This window comes from Nitrospira sp. (genome assembly GCA_029194675.1).
Classification (GTDB): domain Bacteria; phylum Nitrospirota; class Nitrospiria; order Nitrospirales; family Nitrospiraceae; genus Nitrospira_D.
Window position 1 is genome coordinate 296,492 of record JARFXP010000001.1, and the last position, 20,345, is coordinate 316,836.

A 20,345-nucleotide genomic window follows, 5' to 3' on the forward strand; every position below is an offset into this window, starting at 1 on the left:
GGAGAGGAGCCCGGCCTTGCGCATCCGATCGACTACTCGGGAAGCTAGTTCTCCGTCTGGTTTAGCCATAATTTATGAAACTATGTCGTTCGGCCAGGTTAAGTCTCGCTGGGAATGTTTTTCTCTGTAGCAGGGGGATTCAGCGCGCGAAATTCGAGCCCTGCGATTTCCTGAATCGTCTTTCCCGCAATCCCCTGCAGATCCCCATACATTCCCGCCGTCGCTTGCATGACTCGATCAATCTGCTCTTCTCGCTTGGCCCATTGTTTGATGATGGCCTTCTTCTCTTTATCGAGATCCTCTTGCATAGAGGAGAACGCCTCGACGATTGCCTCGACCCGGTGACGGAAACGAGGCCCGGTCAGATATTGATAGACCATTTCCGTTTTCGTCTGCTGCCCCTCAGACGCTTGGCGGGCCGAGGCGACTTCGATGAGCGTGTGGCGGAGCGTGAGAGCGACTGGAAGTACCGTCTTAGTATGTGTCACCCAGACGTTCTCGACCAACCCAAATGTTTCTATTTCTTTGGGGAGCGATTGGCTGACGATCACGGCGATCTCAGCTTTGGCTGCCCGTTGGTCTTCACGGAGCTTCGCTAGCCAGCCGTCGCTCCAGTTCTTGGTTCGCTTCGATTCCCAGATGATCGTCCCACATGGTTGCCCGCTCGGTCCGACAACATGTTGCAGTGCATCACCGCCATGCTCACCTTTAGGAACAGGCTCGATCGTATCCCGTGGAAACTTTGCCCGTAGGAGAGACTCCAGTTCTAGCTCCTGAACTTCCCCTTGGAGCTGTTGCGAACCCTGCTCAGCCTTTCGTTTCAACTCCTCGATCTGCTTCTGCATCGAAGCAATCGTTTGCTCCGCCTCCATGACCTTGAGTTTCAGCCCTTCTTCGGCCTCTTTCTTAGCTTGTTCCCGAGTAACAGTCAGCCCCTCTTGGACCCGCTTCTCAACCGTCAGCTCAAGTTCACGTTTGGCATCATCCAGTTCACGCTGCTTCCGAAGGAGGTCAGCCTGTGCCTTCTGGGCTTCGGCCAGTTTGGCTTCACGCTCTTGCATCAGCGAGTTGAGATCAGCCAGCTCCTTGTCCTTTTGATCAAGATCAGTTTGCAAGGCCAGCTTGGCCTTCTTGGCCTCCTCTATCGCGATCTTGCTGCGTTCATACTTGAGTTTCTCAGCCACCTGGTCATCGAATGCGAGCTGGGCCTGGGAAAGAGCCTCTTCTCGCTCACGCAGAGCGACGTCGCGTTTTGCAACGTCGGCATCTTTCTGAGCCAGTTGTTTTTGATATTCGCGGCGTGTGGATTCGATCAATGGGGCGGCGAGAGACTCCGTGAGTTTGATCTCGGTCTTACAGTTGGGACAGATGATAGTTGGTTCACTCATACAATGTTTCGTGAGTTTGGCACCCAGGCCTTAGCTCTATCGGACCTGCCAACGAATGGCAAAAAGGTGTTCGGAGCTTGCCTTTTGTTGCAACTTCCCCTCAATCTCATTAATGAGCTGTTCCCGCCGACTGTCGATCTCATCCTGGGCATCAAACAACGCTCTCCGCCGCTTGCCTCGTTCTGCTTCAATTGCCTTGATCTGTTTCTGACCGGCGAGCTTCTCTTCCAACGTCAACGCTGCCACTGCTGCCCTGCGGGCTTCCTTGATCTGCCGGTCGAATTCCTTAATCTCGCGTTCTAAGCCCACTTTTAGGTCATCGGCCCAGGAATCCAGTTTGTCGACTTCGATCTCAAAGAACTCGGCGTTGCGTTTGGAAATCTGTCTACGAATGGCATCCTGCCGCTCTTCCGTCCTGGTACGGAGTGTAGGATGGCTGAGTGACGAGGTGGTTGTTTGGCTGATCGTTCCTGGCAAGGAGAAGAGCCGTTGGACAACTTCTTCATCCAACACTTCGCCCTGTTCGGTCACGCCTGTACAGATGAGGTAGTCCTCAGCTTGATCCAGCGCCTCGACGGTAAACAGTGAGACATTCAAGATCCCAGACTTTCCGATGAGCGGCTCGACAACCGTGACTTTTCCGTCGTGCTTGCGATACTCGAATGTAAGTTCCGCTGATTCAAGGAGGCGACCCTTTGCCTGTCCCACAACCTGCTCCGCCAATGGATGAGCGAGCCGATACAGGTGAACCTCTCCTGTTCGGCGAGGCAGCTCATACAAGCCCAGCGGAATCTCGCCCTCAAATGGACAGGTTTGTAATTTGAAGGAGGAGTCGGTGAAAAAGTCTGCATGGTCGCGCAGCTCATAACGGGTGAGTTGCATGAGGATGCGCTCGTAGCGATTCAGGTACAGTCTAGAGTTCTCATCGCTCACCCGCAGCTTTTCGCGCACTTCGTCGTCGAAGTGTTCGAACAGGAGCTGGCGTGCTTTCGTCATGGCTTCGTCGATCTGGCTGCCGAGCTCGCTCTGTAGCTGATCGAACGAGACTTTGATTTCGTGCGGAGTCCGGCATCGTTGATAGATGTCCGCGATCCGCTTCTCGAAATCGACCCCGGACTCAATCGCGCCTAATACTTCGTCGCTGGCTCCGAACACGCCCTCAAAGAGTTGGAACTTCTCCGACAGGAGTCGGAACACATGCTGATCCGCTTCGTTGTTCTGATTCAGAAAGTTCACCACGACCACGTCGTGCCTCTGCCCATAGCGATGACAGCGGCCAATGCGCTGCTCGATCCGCTGGGGATTCCAGGGGAGATCGTAGTTCACGACAAGCGAACAAAACTGGAGATTGATACCTTCCGACCCCGCTTCCGTGGCAATCATAATCTGACCCGGTTTTTTGAAATAGTCCACGAGGGCGGAGCGCATATCAGCTGAGCGAGAGCCGGTCACCCGGTCGGTATTCTGATGTCGCTGGAGCCAGGTCTGATAGATCTGCTTCGATTTCTCATCATTGTTGGAACCATTGAACTGGACGATATAATCCTTCCAAGGGCTGTCGGCGAGTACTCGGAGAAGATACTCCTGTGTACGTCTGGACTCGGTGAAGATAATGGCCTTTTGAGCCGCGCCTAATTCTTCGGCTTTACCAAAGGCCGTACGCAGTGCCGTGAGCAGCTCTTGCCCCTTGGCATTGTGCACGATCGAGACCGCCAGCTTGCGAAACCCTTCGAGATCATCGATTTCCTGTTGGATGGCTTTACGGTCCGCCTCGGTCAGTACTTTCGAAGCGGCTTCTTCCTCATCCCACTCCTCCGCCATTCCCTCGAGTGCTTCGAAGTCTTCTTCCAACGCCTCTTCCAGTGGGTTCGGCCCGTCAGCCTGTCGAAGGCGTTCGCGGAGTCGTTGGCTCATTGAGTTCAAGGCTCCTGCAATGGCGAAGGAGGAGGATGCCAAGAGCTTACGGAGGACGAGCGTCATCAGTGATCGTTGGCTCGATGGAAGCGCTTGCAGATTGTCGCGCCGGAGATAATCGGATACCAGATGATAGAGCCGATCTTCATTTTCCGCAGGTGTAAAAGGCTGCATCATAGGCAAGCGCTTGGTATAGCGCACATAGGGCAGCACTTGGCGGCGCAGCGTTCGTTTGCAGAGCGGCTGGAGACGGGCTTTCAGCGTATCGAACGTGGCCTGGTTGTGAAGATTTGCAAACTGCTCCTTGAAACTCTTGAGATCACCAAAGATCCGATCGTCGACGACGCTGACGAGGCCATACAATTCGAGCAACGAGTTCTGCAGCGGCGTCGCCGTAAGCAGGAGCTTCGGAGCGTCCTTGAGGGCGTGCTTGATTGTGTTGGCGATGACGTTCGTTGGCTTGTAGACATTCCGCAGGCGGTGAGCTTCATCGATCACAACCAGATCCCAGCGCATGAGACTGATCTCTGCCGCTTTGGAGCGTGCAAACTGGTAGGAGCAGATGACGATGTCGCTGCATTCAAATGGGCGGACATTGCCCTGCCGGACGGCCTCATTATAAGATTTCGTCTCCAGAATACGGCAAGGAAGAAAAAACTTTTCCTGGAGTTCCTGATGCCACTGTTTGCGAAGGTTAGACGGTGTGATAATGAGGACCTGCCGCTTCCGCTCGGCCCATTTCTGCGACAGCACCAGCCCCGCCTCAATGGTCTTTCCAAGACCCACCTCATCGGCTAGCAGCGCACCTTTCGAAAGTGGAGAACGAAAAGCGAACAGGGCTGCTTCAACCTGATGGGGATTGAGATCGACCTGGGCATCAACCAGAGCACTGGCGAGCTTTTCAATGCTATCCGACGGACAGCGTTTGGTAAGTTCATGGGCAAAATACTTGGCGTGGTAGGGAGTCAGCCCTATCAACTCAAGACCCCTTGGATGGAAACCACATAGCGTGGCGCAGCTTACCCTTTTGTCCTTCAGAAATCATCTGGAATACAGAGATTTCTACCTTCCTAGATGACCATACCCTCGCATGTCGGTCCACAATATTCATATTGCACACCTGATCCAAAACGATTCTATTCGGGTAAACGCCTCCGAAGCCTAACCCCAGTTTCGTGCCCCTGGCACAATACAAAGCTCCAGCGTGGAGCCCCCTGGGATCTCGGGCCTATGACACAGCAGACGCAATAATAAATTAAGGATCAAGAAACGGACGGTGCGGTAGCTTAGGAAGACCGATCGCGCTCCGGCGAACGAGTTTTCGGGACCTCCCGCGACCGCTCACTTAGGTAATGGACCAAGTCTGCGGCCAGTTGCCGATCCTCCCCACGATCTGATCGGGCTAACGTCCGCATTACCTGCTCATAATTCCGCATGACTTCCTTGGCTCGTCCATGTCGCCGAGTGGTGCGCTTCAACCGCTCCAACGTCTCCCCTTCTTTGCTCGGTTCAGGCCGATGCCGCACCGTCCATCGTTCATGTGTGGTCCGATGAATCCGGCTCGTGGTCGTCGCCTCAATGCCATGCTCTCGTAAGGCCTCCGCAAACCCCTCTCGCCAGCGCTGCAGATCGACCTTTCTTGGATTGAGCCGAATCCCATCGAGACCTGCCGCTTTCACCGTTAAATGAACATGGGGATGCCGGGACGGATGTGGATCCGGATCGGTCTCAAAGGTATGGAGCACCATCGCGTACTGAAACCCTGAGAACTCTCGCATCGCAAAGTCACGGGCCGCCCGTTGGACCGATAGCGGATCGGTGCGTGTCGGCATGGAGAGAACGAGATGAAAGGCATCGCGCATCGTGGAGTCCGCGAGGATCGGTGTCCCCCCATCGCGCCATTCGGTTTTCAGATCGGCCACTGCATCCTTCCCAAGAATCACCTGACCGTCCTGATCCTCGATCTCGAGTTGGCCATCACGCGAAATGTAGATGAGGTTGTTCGAGATGCCCTTCATCCCCTTCGGCGCCCTGACGAGTTTTACCACGACTTGCGGCGAACGGCGGACCATGGCCTTGAGCTTTTGCCGGACATAGGTCACCCGAGCCTGTGACGTGCTGAGCCGTCCGCCAGTACTCACGTGCTTGGCGAAACTCAGACGACCATTCCTGTTGGACTGCGGCCGTGGGAGGGTCTCCGTTGAGACATTGAAGAGCCGACTCCCCCACTCATCCAGTTTCAGGTCGATTGGACTAATTGAAGGACTCATTGAAGAGACCAGCGCGCCACAGTCCCGCGCAAGACATCAGAGACCCGGTCAGTGTGGGTTCGGATCACGCGGGAGAGTTCGGTGATCACCTCCACCCGAAACGCCGTTCGGTTTTGAGGAGAGGTATTCAAGACTTTCGCGATCTGGTTCAGGTTCCTTCCCAAGGCGAGGAGCTGTTGATTCGAGCGGGTCAGGGCGGCGAGTTCTGACTGCCCCACATGCGGTTCTCCGGTCAACTTGGTGCGGATCAACGCGACCACCCAGTTCGTCGGCTGATAGCCCTCATGCCGGGCACAGGTTCGCAGCGCGGCGAGTTCGGAGGGCGTCACATTCAGTTTCATGCGGGCGGTGGCTCGTTCTCTTCGCCGGGTGACGCGCAGCCGAGGAGGAGCGGCCTGTGTGGGGTGCCCGTCCAGGGCCTGCCGTAAGACCTGCCGAAGGGCATGGCTCGGTGTAACCCCCTGCTGCTGACACCAAGCCTGCCAAGGCGCTTTCAGGTCACCGAGATCCACCGTGATCGTCGTGGTCCGTCTTTCAGAAGAGGCAGTAGGCATGGGACTGAGAGCATACAACAGATTCAACATGTAAGACAAATGGGGCTCACAGCCATATCCTGCAACCTCTTCAAATCGGTCTTACACCATGCCTACGACGATACGGATCTATGACCACCGGTCAACTGTTCGCACTGGGCTAAGGACGCCAGAAATGCGCCCCGGATCAGCCGGTTTATGGCGCCTCTGGCAAGCGAAACAGGCTGGCATGAGGAGTCGGCTGGTCTAGTTTCCAGCCATTCGGGGGACCCGATTTGAGGGGGGATCTCTTCCTGTTATCCTGTGACAGAGAACCCCTCATACGTTATTGAGGGCATCACCATGCACATGACCGGGACAACCGTTCTTCGGTGCCTTCTGGCCCTCGGCTTGATGAGTGGGCTTGTGGCCTGTAGCAGCTTTGCAAACTGTTTTAATAGTGGCTTCGCCCCTGCCGCCTGTGGCGGTGGATATGGCAAGAGCGACGCTTCCTCTCTTCCGCAGCCCACGGCCACTTCGGCAGAAGGTCGCTGGACAGGCACGACTTCTACCGGACGCACCGTCGCTGGACTGGTCCTCGACGACGGATCGTATTGGCTGTTCTATACGGCAAAAGACCAGCCTAACATCCTGGCAGGACTCATTCAGGGCGCTGGCACGTCACACTCCGGCTCCTTCGGGTCCTCGAACACCAGAGATTTTAACCTGGAAGGTACGGGCATTCGTGCGGCGTCGATGCGTGGCGGCTACGTGCCGAACAAGAGCTTTGACGGGACGATCGCCTACGTCACTGGCGACACAGACAGCTTTTCGAGTACGTACGACGGGGACTCTGAGTTGGCTCCGAATCTGGTGGCCGGGACCTATTCAGGACTTCGCACCGACAATCACACGGTCACAGTGACCGTGCAGTCAGTTGGAACGCTTTCCGGTCATTCGACCAATGGCTGCACCGTTGTGGGGACCTTGTCTCCTTGGGCACAGGGCAATGTGTTTCACACCTCTATGACATTGGAAGGTGGCGACTGTCGCCAGGGAAGCGAGACGCTCACGGGGGTCGCCTTCTACGATGTCGCCACACAACGGCTGTACATTGCCGCCCTCAACCATACCCGGACCACCAGCCATCTCGTTCTCGGCGTGAAGCAGTAAGCCTCAACAGTTCCATGTTCTGTCAGGGTTTTCTTTTTGACGGGGGCATGATGTGATCACATCATGCCCCCTGACCGGATCGACGAGATCACGGAGACAGGATCTCTCGCACCGCCGTCGAGGCAAAGAATCCCTGCTCTCGGAGCGTCACGAACCAGGCCCGGGCAAACTCCTTCAAGTCCTGCTTCAGTGAGGACACGACGTGGGTACGTCTGCCCGTCTCGTCATACCGATACACTTCTTGCGAAAGCCCCAGGTAGTCGTTCCGGAACGACACCGGTTCGGCTGCCGCGCCGTCGGGTACATTGTGAAACAGAAATACGATGTCGGGATCTCGCATGAGGTCGCCGTTCTGTTCGCCATAATGGCACAATGACAGTAGCCGGTATCCGTCTCCACTGGATCCAATCTCCTCGACCGAGAGTGGCATGTAGCCAGGTACGGTGATACGCACCGCGCGTGCGCCATTGAGCAGTTGATTCAGCTCCGTCGCAAAGGCTTGATACATGTTCATCATTCTGTTCCTCACTTCAGGTGAAGGAAGCCCCCGGCACGAGGGCCGGAGGCTTCCACACTACGGTCAGCGATCCGACCGCTCCGCGATCCAGCGTGTCGCCTGTTGGGCGACCGCGACCAGCGCGTCGAGATCCGCCAGGCCGAAGGATTCGGAGTTCTTCCACACTCCATCTCGGTCCTTGTACGAGCGGGCGACGGTCACGTTGTAGAACGGACCGTTCATGCCCTGGTTCTTCCAGATGCTCGCCTTGATGCGACTGCATCGAAGCGTGGTGACCGGCTGGGGTTTCTTGTCTTGAGGTGCCATAGTGTTGTCTCCTTTAGTTAGAGTTGATGTGTTGGCCTCTCACTAAGCAGTGGAGGCCACACAGCGACGACAAAGGAGACAGAGAGGCCGCCGCTCTTGGCGGGCCGGCGGGCGCGATGCGGAGGAATGCTCGTGAAAGACGACGCTGGTTCTAGCGGCGCGCGGGCATGATCGACGCAGCCCGCCGGTGGAAAGCCAGGGCGACGGCCGGATGCGCACAGGCACCGGACCTAAAACCACAAGCTGGTCCCCGCTCATCACCAGCACCGCATGACAGCGCAGATTCAACGGACGAGGCGAGAAGGTCCTGATCACATATCAAAGAGACTAAGCCCGTTCGCCACGATGGAAGAGAGTCAACGAGTCGGCTTCGAGACGGTCTTGAGCCTGACGCGCTTGTCGGCCAGCACGCAACGATGCATCCGGCTTTATTGGTTGCTGAACGCGGTGGAACGCCTAATGGCCTGCGAGGCCGGAGGGGAACTGTCATGTGATAAGAGCCGTGAAATCTTTGAGGTGCTCTACACGCTGAGTCGCGCGAGCAAGCCGTGATCGAGATGGAAAGCGAACCATATCGCGAGATCTGCCTACCCGTCTATTGGGACGGTGCCTGATCCTGTTCACACTCAACGTCAGTCAAACAGGTCGGAGTGCGTGCCCGTCCGTTCGAGAATGAGGAACGTGGCTTCAATTCTGTAGATGAGGAGCCAGTCTGGCTGAATATGACATTCACGATGGTGGTTCCACTCACCGGTAAGAGTATGGTCCTTGTTCTTGGGGGGCAATGATTGTTGGGCCTGAAGAAGGTCAACGATGGCTTCGAGTTTGTCGAGATCGTAGCCTCGCTTTTTGGCAAGCTTAAGGTCCTTGAGAAAACGGCTGGTGGTCTTGAGGAGAAGCACGACTTAGGTGCCCGTGCGGCTTCTGAGGGCACGAAAGCTTTTGAACGAGGGGAGTTTCTCGGGATGCTTTGCCTCTTCAAAAGCCTCCAGCGTGTGCGCGTTTGGGATCATGAGAGGAAAAGGGATACCCTGGTGGAGTTCAACCTGGGCATAAAAGAGACGGATGGCTTCGGCTTCAGTCAGGCCGAGGCGGTCAAAGACTTTCACAGCCTTCTTCTTCAGGCCGGTATCAATACGAGTGTTGATGCGGTCAGACATAGATATGTGTCCAGCTTTTCTCATGCTCCCATTGTACGCCATTTGTCGCGCGAATGAAAGATGATTCTCAGCTGGTAGGCATGTGTAAGAGGGTTGTTCAATAGCTAGAACGTGACAGTAGCCCCTGTGACAGACCCACGGAATGATCAACACGCTACGTTTCTGACGGCCTTGAAGGAATCGTACACGTGGGACCGATCGCGCAAAGCACCAGCGGGCTCCTCTCTCGGCCCGCCTCCCCCACCGACGTCTTCGCTCACGACGAGATTCGCCACGCACCCACTCCCATGGTTGACTTGCATGGCAGGACAAACGTAGCTACAGTCGAACGTGCGTGATAAGCGAGTCGTGGTGATGGCTCACGCCCCGCACGGGCACGAGGTGACGCGCATGATCTCCATGAGAAAGGCGAACCGACGTGAGCAGAAAATCTATCGAAAGCGACTTGGCGAGGCTTGACCGGCTTAAGGATCGGGACATCGACTATTCAGAGATCCCACCGCTGGGTCCCTCATTTTTCAAGAAGGTGACCGAGGCCTGGCCACCGTCGAAGCAACAAGTCACAGTGCGTCTCGACGTCAATGTGCTCGACTGACCCAAACTGCATGGGAAGGGCTATCAGACGCGGCTGAACCGCATTTTGCGTGCAGCCATGGAACACCAGGCTCCGCGCCGACCACGTACGCTTAAGAGTCGTGCACGATCGCGTCGGCGCCCGCATGTGGCGTAATGAAGGAGGATCTCGCCGTCATCCGCGCCAGGCTGAACGTGGCTGAGGCGCTGGCCAAGGAGCGACGACATGAAAAAACGAGTCATTAAAGTGACCGAGGTCTCTCGCGGATCTGGCAATGTCTTCGCAGACTTGGACCTGCCAAATGCCGATACACTCCAGATTAAGGCCGGGTTGGTAATCGAGATTCGGAGAGCGATTCGCCGACAAAGGCTGACCCAGCAAGCCGCGGCCGCACGGATGGGGCTCAGACAACCGAAGGTCTCCAGCATGATGCGTGGGGACTTCAATGTGTCTGAACGCAAACTGATGGAGTGCCTGAATCGGCTCGGCTACGATATTGAAATCAAAGTTCGGCCAGCCTCTGCTCGCATCGGACATCTGATGCTGGCACTACCGTAAGCACGGAGCGTTCTCTTGCAAAGGTGCTCCCTCTCCTAAGAGATGAACCGGACGTTCCCTGTCATTCCTCAGAACCCGTCCCTCCTCTCGTTTCTTGACGGATACTGACCATTCAGCGCATCACAACACTAGGGGCCAGGGCGTCCTGCTAATAGTATCCAGGCTGGCTCCGGCTGTAAGGATCCTGTTGTGCAGCCGGAGGAGGTTCATCGGAACGATGCGATTGGCCAGGCTGTGACGATCCCATATTCACGTTGTCATAGCCAGGCGCGGGTCGTTGCCGACCCGACAAGGAATCATCGGCACAGCCAGCGATCATAGCACCCGCCAAAAGGGCAACGGGCAGCGTGCATAGCATGCGAATCATACGAAACCTCCTTCGTCATTCGGAATTACTTCGATGCGGTTTTCATCCAACCAGTCTGCTGTACGGACAGGAGACTACTCCCTCACAAGCCTTCTGCAACCTGCGAAAAGTCACATGATCATGTGAACTCAGCCAACTGGTCAATAAATTGGTGTGTCCCTAGTTATTGCCACGCATCGTCCTCTCAATTGTGCCGTGTATCCCCTCCATTGCACAAAGGTCGAAGGGCGAGCTCATTTTGGGAAAGGATAAAAGGAACGAGAATTGGCCATTCACTACTGCTCACAAGGACATCCCCGTAAGCATCCAGCACCGCCATCTTTCTCACGTGGCACGGAGTTGCAGGACCACACGAAACTCTCCGTTCCTCGCCCCAGCGATGCTGTCGCTCACTCTGCTCTTCGATCACCCTCGAAAAGCCGAGCCGACCATGGACGGACTCAGACACCGAACTCGCACACCAACCTCCTCTCAACATCGTGTTGCGCCCCTCACCGACATCGGGGCGCAACAGAATGTCCCAGTTTGTGGCCACGAGCGTGCCACACCCCTTAAAGCGCGACGGCTGTTCTCTTGGCACGGTCGAGTCGCGTCGCGCGACACGACGGTGCCCCACTCCACCTAGCACGGCGTCTCCCGACGCGGGGCCTCGCAGGCCTGACAGGAAAAGTCTCAGCCCAGAGAGGCCTTCCGGGGGAATCCTACATGGTGAATGGTCAAGCATGCAGAGCAGACATCTTGGCTGGACATCTCGTCGCGTTGGAACTCAAACAAGAATGGGCCGGTGTGGGGTTCAAAGTTTCCCTCTCGGTCAGGTGTCAAGACTAGATCGCTGAACAGTTTCTTAAAAAAAAACCCTGATTCGAGCTGGCCGGTAGTGGTCCCTATCTGGATAAAACCGTTTGCATTTATCTGTAAGTGCATGCATATTTATCCATACCTATGAAGCGCGTTCAGCTGGATCGCCGAGCTAAAGCTGTGTTCCGCCGCCATCGGGGCGTGCTACGAACCTCTCAAGCCCTGAAGCTGGGGATCCATCCGCGCATTCTCTACCACCTTCGTGACACCGGGTGGCTTGTCGCGGTGACACGGGGAGTCTATCGGCTGGCCGACCTGCCTGAGCCGAGCCATCCGGATCTTCTTGTCGTGGCGCGTCGAGTCCCGCAGGCGGTGATTTGTCTCATCTCGGCACTCTCTTTCCATGGCCTCACCACCCAAATCCCGCACGAGGTCCAGATTGCATTGCCTCGTCGGGCCCGATATCCAAGGCTCGACCATCCTCCGCTTCGCGTCTTTCTGATGACGGGTGCCGCGTACACTGAAGGGATCGAAACGCATGTCATCGAAGGGATCCCGCTTCGCGTCTATGGCCCAGCAAAGACGGTGGTGGACTGCTTCAAGTTTCGGAATAAAATTGGCATTGATGTGGCCGTTGAGGCGCTGCGACTAGCCCGTGAGCGGAAGCACGTGACGCCCCGTGCACTGCTTCAGTATGCCCGCCTCTGTCGAGTGGAACGTGTCATGCGTCCATATCTGGAGGCGCTGACATAATGGCTGGTCATTCATCCAATCTGCCGGCATCGATTCATCAGCGGCTGCTCAATCAGGCGAAGGATCAGGGTCGCCCGCTTCAAGAGTTGCTGCAGTATTTTGCCATTGAACGATTCCTGTTCCGCCTCAGTCAATCGCCGCATGCCACTCGGTTTTATCTCAAGGGGGCGCTTATGCTTCGGATCTGGGATGCGCCCCTGTCGCGTCCGACAATCGATGTGGATCTGATGGGGCGGCAGATGTTGTCCCAGGATGAGTTGGAGCAGGTCATCAAGGACGTCTGTATGCACCAGGTGCCGGATGACGGCTGCCGCTTCGAGCCAGCCACCGTGCGAGCCCAGCCCATTCGCCTTGAGGATCAGTATGGGGGCATCCGTGTCACGTTCATATCCCATATTGGGAAGATCCGGCTCAACATGCAGGTGGATGTCGGATTCGGTGACGTCATCGTTCCAGGGCCGATTCCGATTGATTTCCCAGCGCTCCTAGATTTTCCGTCCCCCCATCTTCTGGCGTACTCTCCTGAGAGTGCAATCGCGGAGAAATTTCAGGCGATGGTGATGCTGGATTCAGCAAATAGCCGAATGAAGGATTTTTATGACATTTGGCTGCTTGCCAGCGGTCATTCGTTTGAGGGCTCTATCGTCAGCCACGCGCTCAAGGCCACGTTTACGCGGCGACAGACTCCATTCCCGGTGGATATCCCCACTGCGCTGACGGATCGCTTTGTGAAGGATCGCCTCAAACAGACGCAGTGGAATGCCTTTGTCCGGAAAGGCCATCTTGCTGCTGAACAGGTGTCACTCAATGAGGTTGTGGAGTTACTTCGAGGTTTCCTGATGCCTCCCATGCGAGCCTCGGCCAACAGCGAGCGCTTCGACCGCCATTGGCCAGCCGGCGGGCCCTGGACGTGACATCTAGGCTCAGAGTTCGGACCCCAATTCAGTACAGATAATGAAGTCGGTGCCGGTCAAGAATGGACAGCGATACTTTGTGCACGTCAACTGGAATGCCGTTGCCCGAGTTCGCGTCATAATCACAGACTTCCAAAAGATGTCGTCCTGGTCGAATTCCAAGTCATGAAGATTGTCCTCCAGGTTCCCCACTGAAAAGCCAAACCGATCCTGAACGGCCTCACACAGCGCATCTGAACACCGACCTCTTCTGAACACATTGTTGCGCCCCTCACCTACATCGGACGCAACAGAATCTCCTAGTCTGTGTCCACGCCCGACTGCACACGTGACACCGTCCTCGGTGGCGCGCTTGCCACGGGCGTGCCACACCACTTATAGCGTTACGCTGTTCTCTTGGCTCGGTCGAGTCGCGTGGCGCGATACGACGGTGCCTGACTCCACCTGGCACGGCGTCTCCGGACGCGGTGCATCAGATACATGGCCGCCGAAGCCCCTTGCCCAGTGAAGCCTGTAGGACAATTCCCAAAGATCCAATGGTCAAAAATGCAGAGCAGAACTCTTTGCTGGGCATTCGGGACCCGAAGAGAAGGGGGGGTGAGTGACCAGCCAGGAGTCACACGAGCCGACCAGACAGGCGAGAGAGAACCCGCGCCAGGGAACGAGGAACCGAGCGCATCCAGAGACCGTAAAGAAAGCGTCGAGCAAATCTAACTTATCTAAATAGAAACCCTACGTGTTATTAGAGTGTTAATGCCACAGCAAAATTGGCCTAAATTGCCCTCAATTGGACTGAGCCAAACTGAACTCACAAAATAGCTAAGCACCGCTCCTGGAGCGACATTTCACAGATTGAACAAGGAGATAGTGGGAGGACTCGGAAGCGCTTAGAAGGCTGATGCTCTATCCGACTGAGCTACGGGCGCAACCTCACCGTGCTGAGTGCTGAATTGTTGGTTCTGAAAGCAATGAATTGGAGGCGGCCTCGGCAACTCACTTAACATTCAGGACCAAGAACTTAGGACTTTCAATGGCCAATCGTTAGTCTGAAGTGGAAGATAGGTCGGCGTCAAGTAGAGCGATGCCGACAGAGAGTGATCTCACATTTCTTTGCTGTCCACTCCATACCTCAACTGTGAACGAGGCAATCAAACTACCAAGCTTGAGGTGAATCGATTTAGATTCAGGGTGTATCTCTTTAGGTTCACCGCCACTCCCTCTTCTCGTCTCATTGAGAGAAACCACTCCAGCAAGGCGAATGCCACATGATGGCGACAGTCCAGCCGTTTTACGTATCTTTGTCGAGATGTGCGTTCGATGTCACCTCAGTGGCTCGCCTCTTGCTGTTGCGAGCTGAGCAGAACCTTTCGAAGGCAGCGAATGAGAATGGATTCCCTACGAAAGGGTTATTGTGGAAAATACGCAACAGGACTAGGTAGCCGTGGAATACAACATCAAGGATTCCAAGCGTCAGTGAAAGTTGCTCTCATGCACTGTGCGTGTCCAGCTAAACAGAATCTCCTCTGCATAGTCACCGTTTGCTGCATAACCGGCATTTTCGTCAATGCACTCGCTGAGACCGCTCCCATCACCTCCTCTGGTCTCAACACCCAGATCAGCGGTCCAATTCCAGTCGGTGGACAAGTTCAGTACGACATCGCGGGCGGCACCAGGGCCGGCCAAAACTTGTTTCATAGCTTCGGCGAGTTCGGCGTTCCCAATCACACCATCGCGAACTTTCACAATGACTCCGGTCTTGCCACATCCAACATCCTCGGCCGTGTCACCGGCGGAGACATGTCTCACATCCTTGGCACCATTCGAACCAGCGAGTTTGGCAACGCTAATCTCTTTCTCATGAACCCAGCGGGATTCTTATTCGGTCCAAACGCCACTCTCGACGTGGGCGGAATGGTGAACTTCACCACCGCTGACTATCTCAAGCTCAAGGACGGCGCGCGATTCAACGCGCGTCCCAACATAGCCGTCGACGCGCTGTTGAGTACTTCGCCTGTCGCGGCGTTTGGGTTCTTGGGCTCGAATCCAAAAGCCATCACGGTTCAAGGAAGTCACCTCGAAGTCAAGCTGGATAAGGGCATTGCGCTGGTCGGAGGAAACATCACCATAGAATCCGGCACTCTAAAAGACGGCGCGGTTCAACGAGCACAACTCTCCGCACCAAACGGTCAGATCAAGTTGGCCGTCGCTACGTCTCCCGGAGAATTCGACCTAACGTCGCTTCAGTCCATTCCAAACGTGAATAAGACCTCATTTACCTCCTTCGGTACCGTCACGCTTAAACCGGACTCAACAATCAACCTCAGCGGTACGGGTACGGCTTCGATTCGGGGAGGTCAATTTGTCCTGAAAATGAATGATGCGGTACTCAGTACCGCTGAAAGTTCAGGAGCAGCAAATTCGATCTCACTGAGCCCAAATAGTTCAATCATTTCCTCAACTGTAGGTACAGATCACGGCGCCGACATACAGATCGCGGCTGGGACTATTTCGCTCGAAAACGGCACAGTGATAACCAGCGGCACCTCAGGGGCGGGCGATGGTGGAACGGTGACACTGGACGCAAATAGCTCGATTTCCCTCGTCAGTTCGACCATCTCCAGCAACAACGAAGCACCGTCAGAATTACCGATTGCGAACAATGGCGGGGAACTTAATCTGAGCGCGTCGCACATCACTCTTCAACAAGGAAGTTCGCTCTTGGCCCGCACGACTGGACCTGGCCGCGCAGGAACCATCACAGTGAATACCAACCATTTAAGTCTCTCAGGTGAGAGTGTGGTTCAGGCATCGACCTCTGATAGAGGTCCTGCAGGTAGCATTACAGTCCAAGGCTTGGGAGGAAACGACACCAAGGCGCAAATCGTCTCACTAACCGGAGGAAGCTCACTGTCAAGTAGTTCGTCGGGCAATGACGAAGGTGAAGGAGGAGCAGCCGGCCATATCCTGGTAAAGACTCAGACCCTTCTTCTCTCCGAGGGCAGTCAGATCACTACCTCCTCGATCTCTAGTCCAGGGGACGCCGGCACCATCACCATCAAAGCGGAGAAAGATGTCCAACTCTCGAAAGGCATTCTTACGAGCCGGAGCGAAAGCAATATTTCTGATGCATTCGTTGACAGTGTTGTCATTGGAAACGCCGGGTCCATTACCGTGTCGGCACCTACGGTCACTCTAAAGAACAATAGTCGGATAGCCTCGACCACTGACTCGCGTTATCCGGGAGATCTATCGAAGGGCAATGCCGGATCGGTAACGGTCAACGCCACGCACTTGAGCCTCACTGAGGGGAGCCATCTGACCAGTAGCAGTATCATTGGTGATTCTGGCAAGCCCCCAATTGGGAATGCCGGAAGCGTGATCGTTCGAGGCCTCGCCGGTCCCGCACAGTCAGTCCTCATCGACGGCAATCGTAGCGGAATTTTTACCGACACCCTAGGTGCTGGCACAGGTGGGAATATTTCCGTGAAAGCCAATACTGTTACGCTTCAGAACGGGGGCAGGCTCTCGGCGCAGACATCGGGAACCGAAGCTTCAGCCATTGGTGGAACAATCACTGTGAACGCCACTCATGCGCAACTTCATTCCGGCGCCACCATCACGGCAAATAGCAACGGCATGGCAAATGCTGGAGACATCAATATCATCGCGACCGACGGCCTCACCATGCAGAACAGCTCGATAGTTTTGCAGAACAGCCGGCTTCTGGCTCAAGCTGACCGTGGCAGAGGCGGTCAGATCCAGATCCGCGCCAGTGTGTTCCAGCAGGATGCAACCAGTGTCGTCAATGCAGATGCTGGACGTGGCGTGAACGGTACCGTGACGATTCAAGCGCTATACGCTCCAGCCGGCGGCAAGATTCCGCCACTGGGGAACCGGCCGCTACAAGCCGCGTCGCTCCTCAATCAACGCTGCGCAGCAGCGACCGGAGGACAGTTCAGCAGTTTCACCGCGTCTGGGCGGAATAGTCTACCGGCAGAACCGGGTGGATGGCTCTCAAGCCCATCGACACTCGCCATCTCTCAATCCCATGGCGGCACGATGACCAACATCGCTCCACGGGCGACACCAGCTGAACCACGAGGAGAGCTCCCTCTCCTGTCTTTACGACAAATTGCGTCAGCCGGGTTTTTAACCCAAGGCTTTACCTCAGAACGGTCAACGAGTTGCAGATCTTAAGCAGTGAATCCACCTATGTTCATGGTGAACATAGGTAATTCAAAGGAGGAATGCTCATGGCCCCTAAATTTGCAACACCAGGTAAGAGCGACCCTTCAGCGGGCGCAAATTATAGTGTAGCTCGGCACAGTAATGGTTCATTCTGTACCTTTAAGTGGGAGAACCCTCATGGAATACATGGCTCAGTAGTAGCGACGAACTGGAAAATATGGATTGGCATAAACGCAGGCGGTGGAGAAAAGTACAAGACTCAAGTTCCCATTCCCAACAACGGACCGATACTTTCTGATGACAAGGTGCCCATTAATGCATTACCAGTTGGCACCTCGTTATGGGTCACACCAAAGTACCAGAAATCCGACGGAACGTGGAACGATGGCACACCAACAAAATTTAATGTTGTGGAATAGTTGTCCTTGATCATTCTTCAAGGGCCGCCAAAGTTCTCGATAACCGAAGGGTGCCACAATCGATATGCATGAGCTTAGCGCCAGGAGGTACGAGATGCCAAATGTGTTCATTACTGACCCGGCACATGGAACCAAACTCGATTACACAAAACAAATTATGATTCATTGGGATAGCGATCCCCCAGGGACCATCATACGTTGGAAGTTTTATCTGGGAACAGAGGATGGGCGGTGGGACCTCTTGATGAGCGAGCGAGATGCCCTCAACCAGATCGAACTCGATCCTCATGATTTGCCACGTAGAGGGCGATTGTATGCCCAAGTTAGAGGACTCTACCGCGGCAGCGGTATTGGGGAAAAGGGCCAAGAGAAAGAGATGGATGAGCGTGTGCTATCGGATACCGTCGAATGGATTTGTCCTGACGAAACTCTTGCGGGAGCCCATTCTGAATCCAAGGCGTGATGAGATCCGATCAACAGCTTGTTCAGGAATGGTGGGTAAGTTTTCTACTGCCAATCCGCCTTAGGAATCTCAAAGATTCCAGTGGTTCGTTGGGACGAGCAGTTTCACTGCATGGCCGGTATGACGAGAATCATGAAAGCAGGCGCTTGCGGAGCGGCGCCTGCTTGTTTTCTGTTCGCCCGTCAGAGCTTTATCTCGTTGACCATGGGTCTCACCATGATGAGTACGTTGGTAGATACATCCACCTTTGCACAAAGCACGATTGACCCGACTGGTCGATCCGGTCAACCGCCTGGGCCACTGAAGGAAGAGTTTCAACGCCCTCTACCACCCCCGCGTCCGGTTTTGCCTATCCTCCCTCCAGCTCCACCAGAAGAAGAAGCGCCGAAACAGCCTGGCACAGTGCAGGTCTTTGTGCGCGATGTCCGCGTGACGGGCAACACGGTCTTCTCGGAGTCCGAGATTGCGGAAACGACGGCCCCGTTTAAGAACCGGATCTTGATGACGGAAGATCTTGAGCGGCTTCGGCTGGCGCTCACGCTGCTCTACGTCAATAAGGGCTACCTGACCTCCGGGGCGATCATTCCTGATCAGGATGTCGTGGATGGAGTGGTAGAGGTGCAAGTCATAGAAGGGAAACTGGCGCGCATTGATGTCGAAGGCAACCGTTGGTTCAGCTCCTCGTACCTGCGTGATCGCCTGTCGCTCGGCAGCCGCACACCCCTGTCACTGGCCCCCTTTCAGGAGCAGCTGCAACTCTTACAGCAGGATCGGCGGATCGAACGCATCAATGCGGAACTCCGGCCCGGCGATGAACGTGGCGAGAGCCTGCTGAATGTGCGGGTGGCGGACAGAAATCCGTTTCATGCATCGTTCGATGTGAACAACTACCAGACACCTCTGGTCGGACCGGTCCGCGGAATCGGCACAGTCATCCATGACAACCTCACCGGTCGAGGAGATCCGCTCAGCGTCAGTTACGGCGGTTCAGCCGGAGCCCATCCGATAATTGACGCTTCGTATGCCCTCCCCTTCAACCGATACGGCACAACCTTTATGCCGTACTATCGGCGCTACGACTTCAAACTGATCGAAGAACCTTTCGAACCACTCAACCTCAATACCGACACCGAAATCATCGGCCTAAGTCTCCGCCACCCAATCTATCGGACGGTGACGGACGAGGTGGCGCTCTCGATCATCGGCGAACATCTCTTTACGCAAAGCTTCATCTTTGGAGACGTGCCGTTCGATGTTTTCCCCGGCTTCCAGAACGGGGCTGCGACCGTCTCCGCGCTCCGGTTCGCCCAGGATTGGACCCATCGCACGCTCGACACCGTCCTCGCAGTACGTTCGCGGTTCAGTGTGGGCCTCAATGTCCTCGGTGCGACGATCAGCAGTAATCCCGCCACGCCCGACGGACAGTTTTTTTCTTGGTTAGGCCAGGTCCAGACTATTAAACAATACGGCGACCAGTTATTCGGCATGCAACTCCTGGGACACATGGATCTTCAACTCACGACTTCTCCCCTCTTTCCTCTCGAACAGGTCGCGCTTGGCGGCCGTTATACCGTGCGCGGCTACCGTGAGGTGACGATCCTGCGTGACAATGCGTTCATCGCATCCCTCGAATCGCGATTTCCGCTGATCCGCCGGCGGAACGGCGAGCCGATGGTGCAGCTCGCTCCATTCGTAGATGTGGCCCACGGATGGAGTCTCGGACAGAACCGTCCCGCTCCCATCGCGCCGGTCACAGACTTTCCTAACACGCTCGCCAGCGTGGGGGTGGGACTCCGCTGGAATATCCTCGCGCAAGGTCGAGCCGTTTTTGAGGTCTATTGGGGTCAGAAACTCCGCCCCGTGCGGGACGTCGGAAATACCCTACAAGATCATGGCGTTCATCTTGGAATTGTCGTCAATCTTTTTTGATCCGAGCGGTTACATAGGACATGTCCGAATTACACCCCGTGTCGGCCTCCAATCGACCATCGGTTCTGTTCCTACTCTTGGGAACGTTATTCTTGTTCGTGACCGTTCTACTTCTTGTCGTCTCACGATCTGAATCGCATGA

The 20,345-nt window shown here is 55.5% G+C and carries 19 protein-coding genes; 10 read left to right on the top strand and 9 right to left on the bottom strand.

All coding sequences use genetic code 11. The features are described from left to right. Positions 1 to 98: 98 nt before the first annotated feature. The 4 genes from P0120_01410 to P0120_01425 all read right to left on the bottom strand — a co-directional run bounded on the left by P0120_01410 (position 99) and on the right by P0120_01425 (position 6,156). On the bottom strand, positions 99 to 1,388 hold the full coding sequence (locus P0120_01410; GenBank protein ID MDF0672987.1) for a DUF2130 domain-containing protein: 1,290 nt from the start codon (positions 1,386 to 1,388) through the stop codon (positions 99 to 101). A 36-nt stretch (positions 1,389 to 1,424) separates the two neighbouring features. Then, positions 1,425 to 4,280: an SNF2-related protein gene (locus tag P0120_01415; GenBank protein ID MDF0672988.1), complete on the bottom strand. Its 2,856-nt coding sequence runs from the start codon at positions 4,278 to 4,280 to the stop codon at positions 1,425 to 1,427. 308 nt (positions 4,281 to 4,588) lie between these two features. Next, complete coding sequence (locus tag P0120_01420; protein ID MDF0672989.1) at positions 4,589 to 5,572, bottom strand: relaxase/mobilization nuclease domain-containing protein; 984 nt, start codon at positions 5,570 to 5,572, stop codon at positions 4,589 to 4,591. Next, positions 5,569 to 6,156 (bottom strand): hypothetical protein, encoded by a 588-nt coding sequence (locus P0120_01425; GenBank protein MDF0672990.1) that lies wholly within the window; start codon positions 6,154 to 6,156, stop codon positions 5,569 to 5,571. The genes P0120_01420 and P0120_01425 overlap by 4 nt, the downstream gene beginning before the upstream one ends. A gap of 291 nt (positions 6,157 to 6,447) precedes the next feature. Between P0120_01425 and P0120_01430 the strand changes: the two genes are divergently transcribed. Then, positions 6,448 to 7,257 carry a hypothetical protein gene (locus P0120_01430; protein MDF0672991.1) on the top strand — a complete coding sequence of 270 codons (810 nt, stop codon included), beginning with the start codon at positions 6,448 to 6,450 and terminating at the stop codon, positions 7,255 to 7,257. An 88-nt stretch (positions 7,258 to 7,345) separates the two neighbouring features. Here the strand turns inward: P0120_01430 and P0120_01435 are convergent, their stop codons facing one another. Together P0120_01435 and P0120_01440 are read right to left on the bottom strand one after the other, a co-directional pair. Beyond that, positions 7,346 to 7,774, bottom strand: coding sequence for a hypothetical protein (locus P0120_01435; GenBank protein MDF0672992.1), 429 nt, complete (start codon positions 7,772 to 7,774; stop codon positions 7,346 to 7,348). A gap of 63 nt (positions 7,775 to 7,837) precedes the next feature. Further along, the gene (locus P0120_01440; GenBank protein ID MDF0672993.1) at positions 7,838 to 8,080 is read right to left on the bottom strand and encodes a hypothetical protein; all 243 of its coding nucleotides are present in this window, start codon (positions 8,078 to 8,080) and stop codon (positions 7,838 to 7,840) included. Positions 8,081 to 8,350: 270 nt separating this feature from the next. Here P0120_01440 and P0120_01445 point away from each other — a divergent pair, with 270 nt between their 5' ends. Then, a complete protein-coding gene (locus P0120_01445) occupies positions 8,351 to 8,632 on the top strand; it encodes a hypothetical protein (GenBank protein MDF0672994.1) in 282 nt (93 codons plus the stop codon). A gap of 80 nt (positions 8,633 to 8,712) precedes the next feature. Here P0120_01445 and P0120_01450 read toward each other — a convergent pair whose 3' ends face one another. Further along, entirely contained in the window at positions 8,713 to 8,982 is a 270-nt protein-coding gene (locus P0120_01450; GenBank protein ID MDF0672995.1) for a type II toxin-antitoxin system YafQ family toxin, read from the bottom strand. A 3-nt stretch (positions 8,983 to 8,985) separates the two neighbouring features. Then, positions 8,986 to 9,240, bottom strand: a complete 255-nt coding sequence (locus P0120_01455) for a type II toxin-antitoxin system RelB/DinJ family antitoxin (protein MDF0672996.1) — start codon at positions 9,238 to 9,240, stop codon at positions 8,986 to 8,988. 418 nt (positions 9,241 to 9,658) lie between these two features. Between P0120_01455 and P0120_01460 the strand changes: the two genes are divergently transcribed. From P0120_01460 to P0120_01475, 4 genes are all read left to right on the top strand, one after another. After that, complete coding sequence (locus P0120_01460; GenBank protein ID MDF0672997.1) at positions 9,659 to 9,835, top strand: hypothetical protein; 177 nt, start codon at positions 9,659 to 9,661, stop codon at positions 9,833 to 9,835. Positions 9,836 to 10,039: 204 nt separating this feature from the next. Beyond that, positions 10,040 to 10,372: a helix-turn-helix transcriptional regulator gene (locus tag P0120_01465; protein ID MDF0672998.1), complete on the top strand. Its 333-nt coding sequence runs from the start codon at positions 10,040 to 10,042 to the stop codon at positions 10,370 to 10,372. A gap of 1,309 nt (positions 10,373 to 11,681) precedes the next feature. Continuing rightward, positions 11,682 to 12,290, top strand: a complete 609-nt coding sequence (locus tag P0120_01470; GenBank protein ID MDF0672999.1) for a type IV toxin-antitoxin system AbiEi family antitoxin domain-containing protein — start codon at positions 11,682 to 11,684, stop codon at positions 12,288 to 12,290. Then, positions 12,290 to 13,204 carry a nucleotidyl transferase AbiEii/AbiGii toxin family protein gene (locus P0120_01475; protein MDF0673000.1) on the top strand — a complete coding sequence of 305 codons (915 nt, stop codon included), beginning with the start codon at positions 12,290 to 12,292 and terminating at the stop codon, positions 13,202 to 13,204. Before P0120_01470 ends, P0120_01475 begins: the two co-directional genes overlap by 1 nt. A gap of 1,470 nt (positions 13,205 to 14,674) precedes the next feature. Here the strand turns inward: P0120_01475 and P0120_01480 are convergent. After that, positions 14,675 to 15,010 carry a hypothetical protein gene (locus P0120_01480; protein ID MDF0673001.1) on the bottom strand — a complete coding sequence of 112 codons (336 nt, stop codon included), beginning with the start codon at positions 15,008 to 15,010 and terminating at the stop codon, positions 14,675 to 14,677. On the opposite strand from P0120_01480, the gene P0120_01485 reads away from it, so the two are divergent. The 4 genes from P0120_01485 to P0120_01500 all read left to right on the top strand — a co-directional run bounded on the left by P0120_01485 (position 14,891) and on the right by P0120_01500 (position 20,203). Next, positions 14,891 to 17,401, top strand: a complete 2,511-nt coding sequence (locus tag P0120_01485; protein ID MDF0673002.1) for a filamentous hemagglutinin N-terminal domain-containing protein — start codon at positions 14,891 to 14,893, stop codon at positions 17,399 to 17,401. The genes P0120_01480 and P0120_01485 overlap by 120 nt on opposite strands. A 56-nt stretch (positions 17,402 to 17,457) precedes the next feature. Then, entirely contained in the window at positions 17,458 to 17,811 is a 354-nt protein-coding gene (locus P0120_01490; protein ID MDF0673003.1) for a hypothetical protein, read from the top strand. Between the two features lie 94 nt (positions 17,812 to 17,905). After that, positions 17,906 to 18,274: a hypothetical protein gene (locus tag P0120_01495; protein MDF0673004.1), complete on the top strand. Its 369-nt coding sequence runs from the start codon at positions 17,906 to 17,908 to the stop codon at positions 18,272 to 18,274. Positions 18,275 to 18,406: 132 nt separating this feature from the next. Next, positions 18,407 to 20,203 (top strand): ShlB/FhaC/HecB family hemolysin secretion/activation protein, encoded by a 1,797-nt coding sequence (locus P0120_01500; protein ID MDF0673005.1) that lies wholly within the window; start codon positions 18,407 to 18,409, stop codon positions 20,201 to 20,203. Positions 20,204 to 20,345 lie beyond the last annotated feature (142 nt).

Excerpts from the sequence above, each read along its gene's own strand:
- P0120_01410 (MDF0672987.1), bottom strand. The coding sequence starts at position 1,388 with ATGAGTGAACCAACTATCATCTGTCCCAACTGTAAGACCGAGATCAAA.
- P0120_01420 (MDF0672989.1), bottom strand. The coding sequence starts at position 5,572 with ATGAGTCCTTCAATTAGTCCAATCGACCTGAAACTGGATGAGTGGGGG.
- P0120_01425 (MDF0672990.1), bottom strand. The coding sequence starts at position 6,156 with ATGTTGAATCTGTTGTATGCTCTCAGTCCCATGCCTACTGCCTCTTCT.
- P0120_01430 (MDF0672991.1), top strand. The coding sequence starts at position 6,448 with ATGCACATGACCGGGACAACCGTTCTTCGGTGCCTTCTGGCCCTCGGC.
- P0120_01435 (MDF0672992.1), bottom strand. The coding sequence starts at position 7,774 with ATGATGAACATGTATCAAGCCTTTGCGACGGAGCTGAATCAACTGCTC.
- P0120_01440 (MDF0672993.1), bottom strand. The coding sequence starts at position 8,080 with ATGGCACCTCAAGACAAGAAACCCCAGCCGGTCACCACGCTTCGATGC.
- P0120_01445 (MDF0672994.1), top strand. The coding sequence starts at position 8,351 with ATGACAGCGCAGATTCAACGGACGAGGCGAGAAGGTCCTGATCACATA.
- P0120_01455 (MDF0672996.1), bottom strand. The coding sequence starts at position 9,240 with ATGTCTGACCGCATCAACACTCGTATTGATACCGGCCTGAAGAAGAAG.
- P0120_01465 (MDF0672998.1), top strand. The coding sequence starts at position 10,040 with ATGAAAAAACGAGTCATTAAAGTGACCGAGGTCTCTCGCGGATCTGGC.
- P0120_01470 (MDF0672999.1), top strand. The coding sequence starts at position 11,682 with ATGAAGCGCGTTCAGCTGGATCGCCGAGCTAAAGCTGTGTTCCGCCGC.
- P0120_01475 (MDF0673000.1), top strand. The coding sequence starts at position 12,290 with ATGGCTGGTCATTCATCCAATCTGCCGGCATCGATTCATCAGCGGCTG.
- P0120_01490 (MDF0673003.1), top strand. The coding sequence starts at position 17,458 with ATGGCCCCTAAATTTGCAACACCAGGTAAGAGCGACCCTTCAGCGGGC.
- P0120_01495 (MDF0673004.1), top strand. The coding sequence starts at position 17,906 with ATGCCAAATGTGTTCATTACTGACCCGGCACATGGAACCAAACTCGAT.
- P0120_01500 (MDF0673005.1), top strand. The coding sequence starts at position 18,407 with ATGAAAGCAGGCGCTTGCGGAGCGGCGCCTGCTTGTTTTCTGTTCGCC.